12 protein-coding genes are annotated in these 14,500 nt (G+C 72.8%); 10 read left to right on the top strand and 2 right to left on the bottom strand.

What is annotated here, in order from left to right; all coding sequences use genetic code 11:
* Positions 1 to 44: 44 nt before the first annotated feature.
* Positions 45 to 1,151, bottom strand: coding sequence for a Ku protein (locus ACFC79_RS02595; protein WP_376234159.1), 1,107 nt, complete (start codon positions 1,149 to 1,151; stop codon positions 45 to 47).
* An 89-nt stretch (positions 1,152 to 1,240) separates the two neighbouring features.
* Between ACFC79_RS02595 and ligD the strand changes: the two genes are divergently transcribed.
* The 8 genes from ligD to ACFC79_RS02555 all read left to right on the top strand — a co-directional run bounded on the left by ligD (position 1,241) and on the right by ACFC79_RS02555 (position 11,550).
* Positions 1,241 to 2,149 (top strand): non-homologous end-joining DNA ligase, encoded by a 909-nt coding sequence (gene ligD / locus ACFC79_RS02590; protein ID WP_376234156.1) that lies wholly within the window; start codon positions 1,241 to 1,243, stop codon positions 2,147 to 2,149.
* Between the two features lie 394 nt (positions 2,150 to 2,543).
* Positions 2,544 to 4,730: a HEAT repeat domain-containing protein gene (locus ACFC79_RS02585; RefSeq protein WP_376234153.1), complete on the top strand. Its 2,187-nt coding sequence runs from the start codon at positions 2,544 to 2,546 to the stop codon at positions 4,728 to 4,730.
* The gene (locus ACFC79_RS02580; RefSeq protein WP_376234150.1) at positions 4,727 to 5,053 is read left to right on the top strand and encodes a zinc-ribbon domain-containing protein; all 327 of its coding nucleotides are present in this window, start codon (positions 4,727 to 4,729) and stop codon (positions 5,051 to 5,053) included. The genes ACFC79_RS02585 and ACFC79_RS02580 overlap by 4 nt, the downstream gene beginning before the upstream one ends.
* A 186-nt stretch (positions 5,054 to 5,239) precedes the next feature.
* Positions 5,240 to 5,971 (top strand): hypothetical protein, encoded by a 732-nt coding sequence (locus ACFC79_RS02575; protein WP_376234147.1) that lies wholly within the window; start codon positions 5,240 to 5,242, stop codon positions 5,969 to 5,971.
* Complete coding sequence (locus tag ACFC79_RS02570; RefSeq protein ID WP_376234145.1) at positions 5,968 to 7,479, top strand: ATP-binding protein; 1,512 nt, start codon at positions 5,968 to 5,970, stop codon at positions 7,477 to 7,479. Before ACFC79_RS02575 ends, ACFC79_RS02570 begins: the two co-directional genes overlap by 4 nt.
* Before the next feature lie 153 nt (positions 7,480 to 7,632).
* A complete protein-coding gene (locus ACFC79_RS02565) occupies positions 7,633 to 9,012 on the top strand; it encodes an FtsW/RodA/SpoVE family cell cycle protein (RefSeq protein ID WP_376234142.1) in 1,380 nt (459 codons plus the stop codon).
* Positions 9,009 to 10,466, top strand: coding sequence for a peptidoglycan D,D-transpeptidase FtsI family protein (locus ACFC79_RS02560; protein ID WP_376234139.1), 1,458 nt, complete (start codon positions 9,009 to 9,011; stop codon positions 10,464 to 10,466). Before ACFC79_RS02565 ends, ACFC79_RS02560 begins: the two co-directional genes overlap by 4 nt.
* 4 nt (positions 10,467 to 10,470) lie before the next feature.
* Positions 10,471 to 11,550 (top strand): amidase family protein, encoded by a 1,080-nt coding sequence (locus tag ACFC79_RS02555; protein WP_376234136.1) that lies wholly within the window; start codon positions 10,471 to 10,473, stop codon positions 11,548 to 11,550.
* A gap of 139 nt (positions 11,551 to 11,689) precedes the next feature.
* On the opposite strand, the gene ACFC79_RS02550 is transcribed toward ACFC79_RS02555, so the two are convergent.
* Positions 11,690 to 12,799, bottom strand: a complete 1,110-nt coding sequence (locus ACFC79_RS02550; RefSeq protein ID WP_376234133.1) for a ferritin-like domain-containing protein — start codon at positions 12,797 to 12,799, stop codon at positions 11,690 to 11,692.
* Positions 12,800 to 12,990: 191 nt separating this feature from the next.
* Between ACFC79_RS02550 and ACFC79_RS02545 the strand changes: the two genes are divergently transcribed.
* On the top strand, positions 12,991 to 13,926 hold the full coding sequence (locus tag ACFC79_RS02545) for a diiron oxygenase (protein WP_376234130.1): 936 nt from the start codon (positions 12,991 to 12,993) through the stop codon (positions 13,924 to 13,926).
* Positions 13,927 to 14,002: 76 nt separating this feature from the next.
* A complete protein-coding gene (locus ACFC79_RS02540; RefSeq protein WP_376234128.1) occupies positions 14,003 to 14,269 on the top strand; it encodes a hypothetical protein in 267 nt (88 codons plus the stop codon).
* Positions 14,270 to 14,500: the final 231 nt, after the last annotated feature.

The following is a 14,500-nucleotide window of genomic DNA, read 5'->3' as shown; positions in this document are numbered from 1 at the left end:
GGCGTCGGGGGGCTCGGAGCTCGGCCCCGTCCGGGGGCCGGGGCTCAGGCGGAGGCGCGCTTGCGCGAGGGCGTTTTCTTCGCCGCCGCCTTGCCGGTCGTCTTGGTGCCGGACTTCGCGGTGGTCTTCTTCGCCGCTGTGCCGCCTGCCGACTTCTTCGCCGTGGACCGCGAGGCGGTCTTCTTGGCGGGCGCCCTGCTCGTCACGGATCTCGGCTTCTTCGTAGCCGTCTTCCCGGTCGCCGCGGACTTCCTCCTCGTCCCGGTGCCGCCCGGCTTTCTGCGGCCGTCGAGCGAGGTGACCTCGGCCATGGAGGCGTCCGCCGATTCCTCTCCCTCCGACGGTTCCCGCTCCTCGGCCGCCGGTTCCTCGCCGCGGGACCTCCTGGCGGCCCGGACGCTCTTCTCCAGCGCGGCGACCAGGTCGATGACCGTGCCGCGGCCGGAGTCCTCCGCCTTCTCGGGCTCCAGGGTCCGACCCTCCGCCTTCGCGGCGACGAGCTGCTCGACCGCCTCGCGGTAGTCGTCGTGGAGCGAGTCCATGTCGACCTCGCCGAGGGTGTCCATCAGCGCGTCGGCCAGGTCCAGTTCGGCGTCCCGCACCGTGACCTCGGCCTGCGGGGCGACGCCCTCGGGGCTGCGGATCTCGTCCGGCCAGAGCAGGCCGTGCATGGCGATCACGTCGTCGACCACGCGCAGCATGCCGAGCCGTTCCCGGCCGCGCAGGGCGTACTTGGCCAGGGCGACCTTCTGGCTCCGCTTCAGCGCCTCACGGAGCAGGGTGTACGGCTTGGCCGCCGGGACTCCGTTGGCGGAGAGGTAGTACGCCGCGTCCATCTGGAGCGGATCGATCGAGGCGGCCGGCACGAAGGCGACGATCTCGATCGTCTTGGCGGTGGGGAGCGGGAGCGAGCCGAGGTCCTCGTCGGTGATCGGGATCATCGAGCCGTCGGCGTCCTCGTACGCCTTGCCGATCTCGGCGGCGGTGACCTCCTCCTCGTCGATCTCGCACACCTTCCGGTAGCGGATCCGGCCACCGTCGGCGAGGTGGATCTGGCGGAACGAGATCGCGTGGTTCTCGGTCGCGTTGACCAACTTGATCGGGATGCTGACCAGCCCGAAGGAGATGGCGCCGTTCCATATGGACCTCACTGTTCACCCCTTGCCTCCGCGTACATGCCGTTCATCCCGTTCACCCAGAGACACACCCGGGTGTCCGGAAATCATGTGATTCTTATCGTATGACGCCGATCACAGAGGTGGAGGGGCGGCGGCTGGCCCTCAGCAACCTCGACAAGGTGCTGTATCCAGCCACCGGAACCACCAAGGGGGAGGTGCTCCACTACTACGCGACGACCGTGACGGGGCCCCTGCTGGCCCAGTTGCGCGACCGGCCCGTGTCCTTCCTGCGCTATCCGGACGGGCCGGAGGGGCCGTGCTTCTTCACCAAGAACCCGCCGCCCGGTACGCCGTCCTGGGTACGGACCGCTCCGGTGCCGCACCGCGGGGACGAGGCGGCCGAGCAGGTGGTCCTGACGGATCTGGCCTCGCTGATGTGGGCGGCCAACCTGGTGGTGGAATTCCACACCCCGCAGTGGCGGGCCGGGACGCCGGGGGTCGCCGACCGGATGGTGTTCGATCTGGACCCGGGGGCGCCCGCGACCGCGGTGGAGTGCTGTGCGGTGGCCCTGTGGCTGCGCGAGCGGCTGGCTGCGGACGATCTGCTCGCCTGCCCGAAGACCTCCGGCTCGAAGGGGCTGCATCTGCTGGTGCCGCTGGAGCCGACGGCCTCCGATCGGGTGTCGGCCTACGCGAAGGGGCTGGCCGTCGAGGCGGAGCAGGCCCTTCCGGAGCTGGTGGTGCACCGGATGAGGCGCTCGCTGCGGCCGGGAAGGGTGTTCGTCGACTTCAGCCAGAACGCGGCGGCGAAGACGACCGCCACCCCCTACACCCTGCGCGCCCGCCCCGAACCGACCGTCTCCGCGCCCCTCACCTGGGCGGAGATCGAGAACTGCCGGACACCCGCGGAACTGGTCCTCCTGGCCGGCGACATGGCGGCCCGGCTGGCCGACCACGGCGACCTGCTGGCGCCGCTCGCCGATCCGGACCGGGCTCGTCCGCTGCCGCGCGGCGACTCTCGCAGGGGCTGAGAGAGGTCCTGTCGGCGCGGCGGAACCGGGGTGGGCCGCGGGGGCCGAACCGCCTCGCCCGCGCACATGGGCGGGCGGCGGCGCGGACGGGGCGGCGGTTCCCCGCGCCGGGGCCGGCACGCCGTCCGTCGCACCGGCACGGAACGAGGGCGCGCACCGAAGCGGAACGAACACGCACCGGCACGGAACGAAGACGTACACCGGTGCGAATCGAAAACGCGCCATCCCCGCATGCGGGAAAAGCAGGGCGTTCTCCCCCGTCCACCGATAGCGCATGGCGAGACCTTTGTCATGTCCGTCAGGAAAAGACCGCATGTGGAGGGCGGAGCGTCCGGGCCGTGGTGCACACTCTGGCAGACACTGCTTCGTGGAATATGCGTGGGGAGGCGATGGCGTGTTCGCAGGGATCGACGAAGTCGACTGGGCCTCGATGGAGCATGCCTACGGGCCTGCCGATGATGTGCCGGTGATGCTGCGGGGTCTCGCGTCCGACGATCCGGCGGAGCGCGAGAGGGCACTGGACGGCATGTACGGGGCCGTTCACCACCAGGGCGATGTGTACGCCTGCACGCTGGCCTGCATTCCTTTTCTCTTCGAACTGGTCGTGGAACCGAGTGTCCAGGACCGGGGCAGCATCGTGGAGCTGCTCACCAGCATCGGCGGCATCGATCTGGGCGAGGACGACGAGGACGAGATCGGCGAGGACGAGATCGAGGGCGCGGCGAACTATGCGATGGCGGCGACCGCCGTCACCGCGGGTGCCGGGGCGTTCTGTGAGCTGATGGCCGACGACGATCCGGGGGTGCGGCTCGCCGCGCCGCCGGCGCTCGCCGGGCTCCACAGCCACCCGGAACGGGTGCTCGCACTGTTGCGGGAGCGGCTGCCGGTGGAGCCGTCCGAGGAGGTGCGGCTCGCCCTGATCGAGGCCGCCGGGCGGGTGGCGCTGCGGCACCGCGCGCTGGCCGGACAGGCGGCCACCTGGCTGACCCGGCTGGCCGGTGAGGGGTTCCCGCCCGGGCTGCGGCTCGCCGCACTGGCACAGGTGGCCAGGTGCGCACCGGACGCGTTGCCGGGCGACGTCGTCCGGGTGGTGACGGGGTTGCTGCGGCAGCTGCGGGCGGCGCCCGCACGACGGTCCGCGCCGACCGCGTACGGCTCGGGCGAGGCGCGGACCGGTCCGGCCGGGGTGGTCGCGGCCCTCGACGCGTACGCCGAGGCGGCCGGGGCCGGCGACGTGTACGCGGACGATTGGCCGGTGCCCGGAATGTGGTCCGGTCAGTCCCGGGCGCCGGGCGGCGAGGGGATGACGCCCGGTCCCGCCCCGTGGACGGCGGATCTGCTGCGGACGCTGCACGCCGGGCTCGACGACCGGGTGGCCGAGCGGACGGCGCTGCTGGCGGATCAGCTGCGCAGCCCCGACCGCGGGCAACGGATCGACGCGCTCCGGATGAGCGGCGGCCTGATCCGGTCCTGGCGGGGCGGCTACGAGGAACTGATCCGGCTGGTCGGCGAGCAGCTCGCCACTCCCGAGCCCCGGCTGGCCGAGGCCGCGGCACAGGTGCTGGAGGACCTGTTCGGGCTGGCCACGCCCGCCGCCGACGCGCTGGCGGCGCGGGTCGCCGCCGATCCCGGTGCCTGGGTGCGGAACTGGCCGGGCGGCCCCCCGGCGCTCGGCAGCGCGGTGAAGGCCCTGGCCCGGCTGGGCGACGCCCGTGCCGTACCGGCACTGGCGGCGGCCCTGGAGCGGCCCGAGGTGCCGCACGACGCGGGGTTCGCGATCGGTTTCCTGGGAGCCGCGGCGAGCCCGTTGACCGATGTGCTGCGCCGCAGGCTCGGCGAGGTCCCGCTGGACGAGGCGGCGTACGACCGGGCGAGCCCGTTGCTGATGGCCCTGACCGCGCTGCGGGCGGACGAGGCGCTGCCGGAGGTGCTCCGGGTGCTGCGCGGCGCCCCCGGGTACCGCGGCGAGTGGCTGCGTACGGCGGCGCTGAGGGCTCTCGCCTCGTTCGGGCCGGCGGCGCGTGAAGCCGTGCCGGAACTGCGCGCGTTACTGCGCGGTCCGGGGACCGTCTCGGCGACGGAGGCGGCCCGGACCCTGTGGGCGATCGGCGGGGACGCCGATGCGGTGCTGCCGGTGCTGGCCGAGGGGCTGCGCGGCGGGAACGTCCACGCGCTGCGTTCGGCCGTGGACGCCGTGGCCGGGCTCGGGGAGCGGGCGGCGGTGACCGTGCCCCGGCTGCGTGCGCTGCTCGGGCACCAGGACGTGTGGGTGCGGGTGGCGGCGGCGGACGCGCTGCGGGCGGCGTCCGGGCGGCCCGAGGAATCCGTGCCGGTGCTGTTGTCGGCCTGGGAGCGGAATCGGCAGGTCCGGGTTCGGGTGGCGGAATGCCTGGCGCGGACGGGGCCCGTTGGTGCAGGGTCGGACGCGGCGCACGTGCTGCGCGCCGAGCTCGCCTCTCCCCGCCGTCACCAGGCGATGGACGGCGGATACGGCAGCCACGACATATACCAGGACGAAACGCTGCTGGCGCTCTGCCGGCAGGCGCTACGGGGAAACACGGGGAAGGAACCCACAACGTGATCATTTTCGGTACACGGGGATACCTGTACCAACTGGCCGTCCTGACACTGGTCTGCAACTGGTGCACCAACCCGGCGGCGCACACGCTGCGCAAGCGGGTCACCAAGTTCACGCTGTTCTTCGTGCCGCTCTTCCCGTTCTCGACGAAGTTCGCGACGCAGTGCACGTTCTGCGGCGGGGAGCAGCAGATCCCGAAGGAGCAGGCGGACCAGTTGCTGGCGCAGTACGCGGCCTCGCAGCAGGGCAATCCGTTCGGGCAGGCGCAGGGCCCCGTGCAGGGGCAGCCGGGCTACGCGCCGGGCGGGAACCCCTACCGGACCTGACCCCGTTCCCGGCCGGAACCGCCTCGGCCCGGCACCGCGCCCACCGGCACTACCCCTCGGCACGGCGCCGCGTCCCGGCCGGAATCCTCAGGGTAGGCGCCGCGTCTCAGCCAGTAGGCAAATAGGGATAAACGACTTCCTTCCGCATAAGGTCTAGGGGCATGACCCGAGGGAAGGGAGGACGCCATGGGTCCCCGTCTCCGGGTGCGGTGCCGCATGACGGCGGTCCTCGCGGCCGTCGTCGGCGGAGCCCTGCTGACCGGCTGCGGTGCGGGGGGCGGACTGCGGAGCACCGGCCCGGCGTCGCACGCCGTCGGGCCCGCCCGGCTCTGGCCCGAGTTGCCGCCCGCCTCCGCCGCCCCGTACGACTACGGCGAGGGCGAGACCGCGCGCATCCCGGGCGTCGAACTCCCGGACGGCGATGTGCACCGGCTGGATCCGGTGGCGGTGGCGCAGGCCGAACTGAAGGCACGGCCCGACCGCTCCAGCGGCGCGGCGGAGCTGCCCGCCGACACCGTCCGCCGGATCTCCGAGTGCGGCGGAACATCGGCGTCCTGTCCGGTGCTCCGCCCCTATTTCCGTGATCTGACCGGGGACGGCAAGGACGAGATGGTGCTCGGTATCCGGCTGGCCGACGACCAGGTCTCGATACGCGTCTACATGCCGGAGGCGGGCGGGCTGACGCGGATCCTCTCCACCTCGGACGCCGTGATCAGTGTCGAGCTGGCGGGACAGGACCTGATCATGAGGGTGCCGTCGGCCATCACCGGCTACGAGTACCGCACCGCCTGGACCTGGGACGAGCGGCAGCGGGCGATGCTGCCCACGCGGGACGAGATCCTGCGGATGCCCCCACCGCCCGCCACCCCGTCCGCCCCCGCCACCCCGTCCGGCGGCGTCTCCGCGGAGCGCCGATGAGGTGGCGCGGCCCCCGACAGCCGGTGACCGGGCGGCAGGGCACGGAGCGGCCCGGCACCGGGCCGTACGAGGACGCGCGCACGGCTGCGGAGCCGCAGGCGTCCGGGCGCCGCGGAACCGCGCGCCGGGGAACCGGCAGGCGCGGTTCACGGGCGCGTCGGCTGCGCGCCCCCGCCTGGACCGCGACGCTGACCTGGAAGGCGGCCGTCTTCATCACCGCGATGTGCTGCGCGCTGGCCGCGCTGCTGAGCATCCTGGTCCACGGCGAGGTGACCCGGCAGACTGTCGCCGAGGCACGCGAGAAGGCACTGTTCCGGCTGTCCGAGGTCACGGTCGCGTACGAGGCCGGTGAGGCCCTGCCGCCGCGCTCCGGCCTCGATCCGCCCGGGCTTCCCGCCTCCCTGCGCGCGCTTGCCGCACGCGGTGAACGCGGCACGCTCGTCGCCGACCGCGAGGGACGGCCCGCCATGTGGGCGGCGGCACCGGCCGACAACGGTGTGCTGGCCACGGCGGTGGACTACAGCCAGAGCGCCAGCACGATCGGCGCCCTGGACCGGGCGATCGTCGGCTCCTCGCTGCTGGCCACCGGGGCCACCCTGCTCGTCGGCGCGTTCGCCGTCACCCGGATCACCCGGCGACTGCACGCGACGGCCCGGGTGGCCCGCCAGATCAGCGCGGGCGATCTCGATGCCCGCGTCGACGACCCGCGTACGTCGCACCCCTCGCGCCCGCAGGACGAGGTGGCGATCGTCGCGGGCGCGCTGGACACGATGGCGTCCACGCTCCAGCACAAGCTGCAGGCCGAGCAGCGTTTCACCGCCGATGTGGCGCACGAGCTGCGCACCCCGCTCACCGGCCTGACGGCCGCGGCCGAGCTGCTGCCGCCGGGGCGGCCGTCCGAGCTGGTGCGCGACCGGGTCCGGGCGATGCGGGCACTGACCGAGGACCTGCTGGAGATCTCCCGGCTCGACGCCCGTACGGAACTTGTCGATCTCGACGTGCACGAGCTGGCACCACTCGTCGAACGGGTGGTGCGCGCGTCCGGGACGGAGGCCGAGGTCCGGCACGGGAAGACCGCCTCCGGGGCGGGAACGGGCGGGGCGCGTGTGAGCGCACCCGTACCGGTGCGGGTGGAGACCGACAGGCGGCGCGTGGAACGGGTGCTGGGCAATCTGATGGCCAACGCGCACAACCACGGCCGTCCGCCGGTGCTGGTGACGGTCGACGGGCCGGTCGTGACCGTGCGCGATCACGGACCGGGCTTCCCGGGCTACCTGCTGGACGGCGGGCCGCAACGGTTCCGCACCGAGGGCGGCAAGGGACACGGGCTGGGCCTGACCATCGCCGTCGGGCAGGCCGCGGTGATCGGAGCGGAGCTGACGTTCGCCAACGCCCCGGAGGGCGGGGCGTTGGCCCGGCTGACGCTGCCCGCGTACATGCGGCCGGACGACGACGGAACGGAACGAGACGAGGACGGGGCGGGCCCCGCCTCCCGCCCCCGCGGCTGAGACGCCGGTCGCCCCGGCCGCGCGGATGTCCGGTGCGGATATCCGGTTCCGCCCCCCGCCCACGGGGATGTCCCGCTTCCCCGGCCGCGGGAACGGGACATCCGCGCTATGACATAAGGGAAATAGGCACCGCCTCTTGCTACGTTGCGTGGCATGACCGTAACTGCGGGGGACCCGCCACCGCCCGCGCTGCGTCTGCCGAAGCGGCGCGGGGTGGAGTTGCTGCTCCTCGTCGGCGCCGTCCTCGTCCCGGTCTACGGCTATGCCGCCGTCGGCCTGGCCAGGAACGGCGTGGTTCCGCCCGACGTCGCCGGCTACGGGGGCGGGCTGGGCCTGCTCGCCCTGCTGGCCCATCTCGCGGTCCGCTTCCGCGCCCCGTACGCCGATCCGCTGCTGCTGCCCATCGCCGTGCTCCTCAACGGGCTCGGCCTGGTACTGATCTACCGGCTGGACCTGGAGACCCCCAACGACCGGGCGGCCCCCACCCAACTGATCTGGTCCACGCTCGGGGTGGCGCTCTTCATCGTCGTGGTCGTCCTGCTGCGCGATCACCGGGTGCTCCAGCGGTACGCCTATCTCTCGGTCGCCACCGCCCTGGCACTGATGATCGTGCCGATCTTCTTCCCCGCGGTGAACGGGGCCAAGATCTGGATCCGGATCGGCGGGTTCTCGTTCCAGCCGGGAGAGTTCGCCAAGATCCTGCTCGCCGTCTTCTTCGCCGCGTACCTCTCCGCGAACCGCAATGCCCTCGCCTTCACCGGCCGCAGGATCTGGCGGCTCCAGTTCCCCACCGGGCGGGTGCTCGGCCCGATCGTGGCGATCTGGGTGCTCAGCGTCGGGGTGCTGGTCCTGGAGCGGGATCTGGGCACCTCGCTGCTCTTCTTCGGCCTCTTCGTGATCATGCTGTACGTGGCGACCGGCCGGACCGGCTGGATCGCGGTGGGCCTGCTGCTGGCCGCGGTGGGCGCGTTCGTCGTCGGCTCGCTCGAACCGCATGTGCACAGCCGGGTCGAGGACTGGCTCGACCCGTTCGCCTCCATCGCCGCCGGCCGCGGCCCCGGCCAGCTTGCCCAGTCGCTGTTCGCGTTCGCCGCGGGCGGGATGCTCGGTACCGGTCTCGGGCTCGGACATTCCATCCTCATCGGCTTCGCCGCCAAGTCGGACTTCATCCTGGCGACCGCGGGCGAGGAACTCGGCCTGACCGGGCTGACCGCGATCTTCCTGCTGTACGCGCTGCTCGTCGCCCGCGGCTACCGGACCGGGCTGGCGCTGCGCGACCCGTTCGGGCGGCTGCTGTCGATCGGGCTCTCCTCGATCCTGGCGCTCCAGGTGTTCGTGATCGCGGGCGGGGTGATGGGGCTGATCCCGCTCACCGGCATGGCGATGCCGTTCCTCGCCCAGGGTGGATCGTCCGTCGTCACCAACTGGATCATCGTGGCGCTGCTGATCCGGGTCAGCGACCAGGCCCGCAGGCCGCCGCCCGACCATGTGGACACCGGGGTCATCGCCCCGAGCCCCGAGGAGGTGCCGTGACCCGCTGCATCCGCCGGGCCGCCGCGCTCTGCCTGCTGCTGCTCGTGGCCCTGCTGCTGAACGCGGCCCGCGTCCAGGTCCTCGAAGCCCCCGGCCTGGACGACAACCCCGCCAACCGCCGTTCCACGATCGCCCGTTACGGCCAGCCGCGGGGCAACATCCTGGTCGGCGGCGTGCCCGTCACCGGCTCCGTGGACACCGGCGAGCAACTCGCGTACGAGCGCAGGTACCGGGACGGTCCGCTGTACGCGCCGGTGACCGGGTACGCCTCCCAGACGTACGGCACCACCCTGATCGAGTACGCCGAGGACGGCATCCTCTCCGGCACCGACTCGGCGCTCGCCCCGTTCCCGTTGTGGAACGAGGTCACCCGGAGCCAGCAGCCCGGCGGGAACGTGGTCACCACCATCGACGCCGCGGTGCAGCGCGCCGCCTACGAGGGCCTCGCCGGGCGGCGGGGCGCGGTCGCCGCCCTCGAACCGTCCACCGGCCGGATCCTGGCACTGGTCTCCACCCCCTCGTACGATCCCGGGCTGATCTCCGGCACCGGTCCGTCCGTGACCGATGCCTGGCGGCGGCTGAACGCGGACCCGAGCCTGCCGATGCTGAACCGGGCGATCCGGCAGACCTATCCGCCGGGCTCCACCTTCAAGATCGTGACTGCCGCGGCGGCGCTCGACGCGGGTGTCGTCACCGATCCCCGGGCCGACACCGACACCCCCTCCCCCTACGTGCTGCCGGGGACGACGACCACGCTCCCCAACGAGGCGGAGGGCTGCGAGGACGCCCCGCTCGCCGAGGCGATCCGGGTCTCCTGCAACACCGTGATGGCGGAGCTGGGGGTGCGGGTCGGGCTGAGCGGCATGGTCGACGCGGCACGGAGGTTCGGTTTCGACGACCCCGGACTGCTGATCCCGTCCGGAGTGGCGAAGAGCAACTTCGACACCGAGATGAGCGACGACCAGTTGGCACTCTCCTCGATCGGGCAGTTCGACACGACGGCGACCCCGCTCCAGATGGCGATGGTCGCCTCGGCCGTGGCGAACGGCGGCGAACTCATGCACCCGTATCTGGTGGACCGGACGACGACGCGGAGCGGCTCGGCCGTCCGGCGGACGGGCCCACGCGCCTACCACCGGGCCATGAACCCGCGCACCGCCGCGCAGTTGCGGGAGATGATGGTCGACGTGGTGGAGCGCGGCACCGGTTCCAACGCCGCGATCGACGGGGTGACCGTCGGCGGCAAGACCGGCACCGCGCAGCACGGCGTCGACAACTCGGGCCGCCCCTACGCCTGGTTCATCTCCTGGGCGCAGGCACGGGGCGCGGGCCGCCCTGCCGTGGCGGTCGCCGTGGTGGTGGAGGACGCCGCCGCGCACCGGACCGACATCAGCGGCGGCGGCAACGCCGCCCCTGTCGCCCGTTCCGTGATGGCGGCGGCCCTGCGAGACTGACCGCATGACGGGGGTGGGCGACACGGGCGAGGTGGCCGCGGCGCTGCTGCGGATCGGGCGGGAGGACCCGCGGCTGTCCGCGTTCGTCGAGGTGTGGCCCGAGCGGGCCCTTGCGGAAGCGGAACGGGCCGCCCGGCTCCCGCTGGGTGCCCTGCCGTTCGCGGTGAAGGGGCGGGCCGGCATCCGCTCGTTCGCGGCCCGGCGGTTGATCGCGGCCGGTGCCGTCCCCCTCGGCTCGACCTCGGTGCCCGGCCCCGGAACTGCCTGGCAGACCTGGGGGCTGGGCGCCCACGGCCGCACGGTCAACCCCTGGCGGCCCGACCGGACGCCCGGCGGGTCCTCGGCGGGCTCGGCGGCGGCCGTCGCGGCGGGCCTGGTACCACTGGCCACCGGGAGCGACGGGGCGGGGTCGGTGCGCATCCCGGCCGCGTGGTGCGGGGTGTTCGGCCTGAAGACGACGAACGGGCTGCTGCCCTCCCCCGACCGGACCGGACTCGCCGCTGCCGGGGTGCTGACCCGCTCGGCGGCCGGGGCCCGGACCTATCTGCGCTGCGTCCTGGACGACCACCGGCCTCAGCCGCCCCCCGTCCTCCCGGTCCCGGCCGTCTTCTCCCCGGACCTGGGGTTCGCGGACGTCGACCCGGAGGTGGCGGCTGTGGTCCGGGGCGCGGTGCGACGGCTGGTGGCGGCCGACGTGGTGCGGCCGGCCGGCATCGCGTGCCGCCTGCTCGACCCGCGGGAGGCGTGGCAGGCGGTCCGGGGCGGGGAGCCGTCCCCGGCCGCGGCGGAGATCCGGCGGGAGAACGACGTCCGCCTCGACGCGCTGTTCGCCCGCGTCCCGCTGCTGCTCACCCCGACCACGCCGAACCGCCCGCACGGCCACGACGGCCCCGGCAAGCTCTACTCGACGGCTCTGACCTGGGCGTTCAATCTCAGTGGTCATCCTGCGGCGAGCGTGCCCGCCGGTTTCACGCGGGACGGCTGTCCGGTGGGTCTGCACCTGGTCGCGCGGCACGGCGCGGACGTCCCGCTCGTCGGGACGGCCCATGCGGTGGAGAACGCGCTGGCCGCTGTGCGGCCGTGACGCCCGTCGGCCGGGGGCCTTCCCGGCACCGGGCACGACCGGCCGGCCACCGTCCCGCGCCGGAAGGAGGCATGCGGGCGGTGTCTCCCGCCGGGCACCGCGTCCCCGGACGGGCCGCCCCCGCCTCACCCCTGCGGCCTCACTCCCCCGCCGCGCCCTGCGCCACCGCTTCCTCGACCTCGGCGACCCTGGCGCGTTCCTCCGCCGCGAAGCGGTCCCGGTCCAGTTGCTCGGCCACTTCCTCGTCCCGGGTCATCAGCAGGTTCAGGTCGGAGTCGCCGAGTTCGAGGACGCCCATGTCCACGTAGGCCCTCCGGAGCCGCTCGCCCCACAGCCCGATGTCCTTGACGCACGGCACGATCCGGCTGAACAGCAGCTTGCGGAAGAGCTGGAGGAACGGCGACCGCTCGGAGAGCTCCTGCGCCTCCCGGGTGCCGATGCCGAAGTTCTCCAGCACCTCGACGCCGCGCAGCCGGTCCCGCATCAGATAGCAGCCCTCGATGACGAACTCCTCGCGTTCACGCAGCTCGGCGTCGCTCAGCTGCTTGTAGTAGTCGCGCAGCGCCATCCGCCCGAAGGCGACGTGGCGGGCCTCGTCCTGCATCACGTACGCGAGGATCTGCTTGGGCAGCGGCTTGTCCGTGGTGTCGCGGATCATGCCGAACGCGGCGAGCGCGAGCCCCTCGATCAGGACCTGCATGCCGAGGTAGGGCATGTCCCAGCGGGAGTCGCGCAGGGTGTCGCCCAGCAGCGCCCGGAGATCGTCGTTGACCGGGTAGAGCATCCTTATCTTCTCGTGCAGGAACCTGCCGTACACCTCCGCGTGCCGCGCCTCGTCCATCGCCTGGGTCGCGGAGTAGAACTTCGCGTCGAGGTCGGGGACCGACTCCACGATCCGGGCGGCGCAGACCATGGCGCCCTGCTCGCCGTGGAGGAACTGGCTGAACTGCCAGGAGGCGTAGTGCCGGCGCAGCTCGCCCCGGTCCCGGTCGGTCATCTTCGCCCAGTGCGGCGTGCCGTGGAGAGTGAGCGCGTCGTCGGGCATGCCGAGCGGGTCGAGCGGGTCGACTTCGAGGGACCAGTCGATGCGCTTGTTGCCGTCCCACTGCTTGTCCTTGCCCTTCTGGTAGAGGGCGAGCAGACGTTCGCGGCCGTCGTCGTAGTCCCAGCTGAAGCGGGCGGCACCCGAGGCGGGCACCTCCCACAGCGGTGCGTCGGGGGCGGTGGTGTAGAGGTCATGTGTCGACACTGACGGCTCCTCATGTCTGGCGTGCTCCATCAAGTCCCTTGCCGCTCACCTCGGTTGGCAGGTTCACACGCTGTTGGACGCCTGGTCAACAAGTCGCGCACAAGGGATTGACGGCTTTGCTGACAAGCAGTCTCATAAGGGGTGACCACCGGTAACTTCACCGGTCATCCCCGTGCGAGGTGCCCGTACCCATGACGCCAGTGACCGAACGCGACGTGCAGGTGCTCCGCGATGCGATCGGCCCGCTCCGGGACCGCGAGCAGATCGCCGCGCGTCTGCTCGAAGCCTCCGCGAAGCACTCCTTCGACCCGGACGAGGAACTCGACTGGGACACACCGGCCGAGGAGGGCAAGTGGCACTGGCCGCCCGAGCTCGTCTCGCTCTACGACACCCCGCTGTGGCACCGCATGTCCGAGGAGCAGCGGATGGACCTGTCCCGGCATGAGGCGGCGTCGCTCGCCTCGCTGGGCATCTGGTTCGAGATCATCCTCATGCAGTTGCTGGTCCGGCACGTCTACGACCGGCCGGTGACCAGCAACCACGTCCGCTACGCACTCACCGAGATCGCCGACGAGTGCCGGCACTCGATGATGTTCGGCCGCATGATCACGTGGAGCGGGGCGCCCGACTACCCGGTGCCGCGCGTCTATCACAACCTCGCACGCGTACTGAAGACCATCTCCACCACACCCGGTTCGTTCGCCGCGACGCTGCTCGGCGAGGAGATCCTCGACTGGATGCAGCGGCTGACCTTCCCGGACGAGCGGGTCCAGACGCTGGTGCGCGGGGTGACCCGCATCCACGTGGTCGAGGAGGCCCGGCACGTCCGGTACGCCCGTGAGGAACTGCGCCGCCAGATGGTGACCGCTCCGCGCTGGGAGCGCGAACTGACCAGGGTCAGCTGCGGCGAGGCGGCCCGCGTGTTCTCGGTCTGCTTCATCAATCCGAAGGTGTACGAGAACGTCGGCCTGGACCGGCGCGAGGCCGTCGCCCAGGTGCGGGCGAGCCGCCACCGCACGGAGATCATGCAGACCGGCGCGAAACGGCTGACGGACTTCTTCGAGGACATCGGGGTGCTGAACGGGGTCGGGCGCAGGCTGTGGCGGAGCTCGGGCCTACTGGCCTGAGCGGGGCCCGGCGGGCGGCCCCGCCGCGCCGGGCCCACCGCGCTCGCCGACGGGGCGGATCGGTCAGACTGGGGCGGTGCGAAGCGAGAACACCCCCTTCATCGGCGGCCCGCTGGACGGACGCGTGCTGCCCGTCCTGGTCGGCCCGACCGGTCATCCGCCCCAGTGGTACGAGGTGCCGGTGCCGGACGCCGACGGCGGGCCCGCCACCGTGTACGCGTACCGCAGGGTCCCGGCCGGTCACTCCCGGCGGCTGGGGATCCCGCGCGGCTGGGTGTACGAGTACGCCCCCGAGGGGCGGGTGCGCCGCCGCCCCAAGTGGCCCTGGTCCAAGCCGGACTGAGCGGTCCGGGGCCGTCCGGGCGCCGGGCACGACCTGGGGGTTTCGAGGCATGAAGCGACGTCAGGAGCGTTCGCCGCCCGGGGCGCGGGCGCGGGACGCGCCGGACCCGGCCGCCGTCACCGGTGGCGATGCCGGAGGCGGAGTCGCAGGGCGTCGGGAGCCCACTCCCCGTTGCTTCCCAGGTCGCAACGGCCTGGGGAGCAACGGGGGGTGGACCAGCGAGCGGTGTCA

The sequence above is a fragment of the Streptomyces sp. NPDC056061 genome, from assembly GCF_042266885.1.
Lineage (GTDB): Bacteria > Actinomycetota > Actinomycetes > Streptomycetales > Streptomycetaceae > Streptomyces.
The sequence above is the reverse complement of the archived record's forward strand: the minus strand, read 5'-3'. Positions and strand labels throughout refer to the sequence as shown.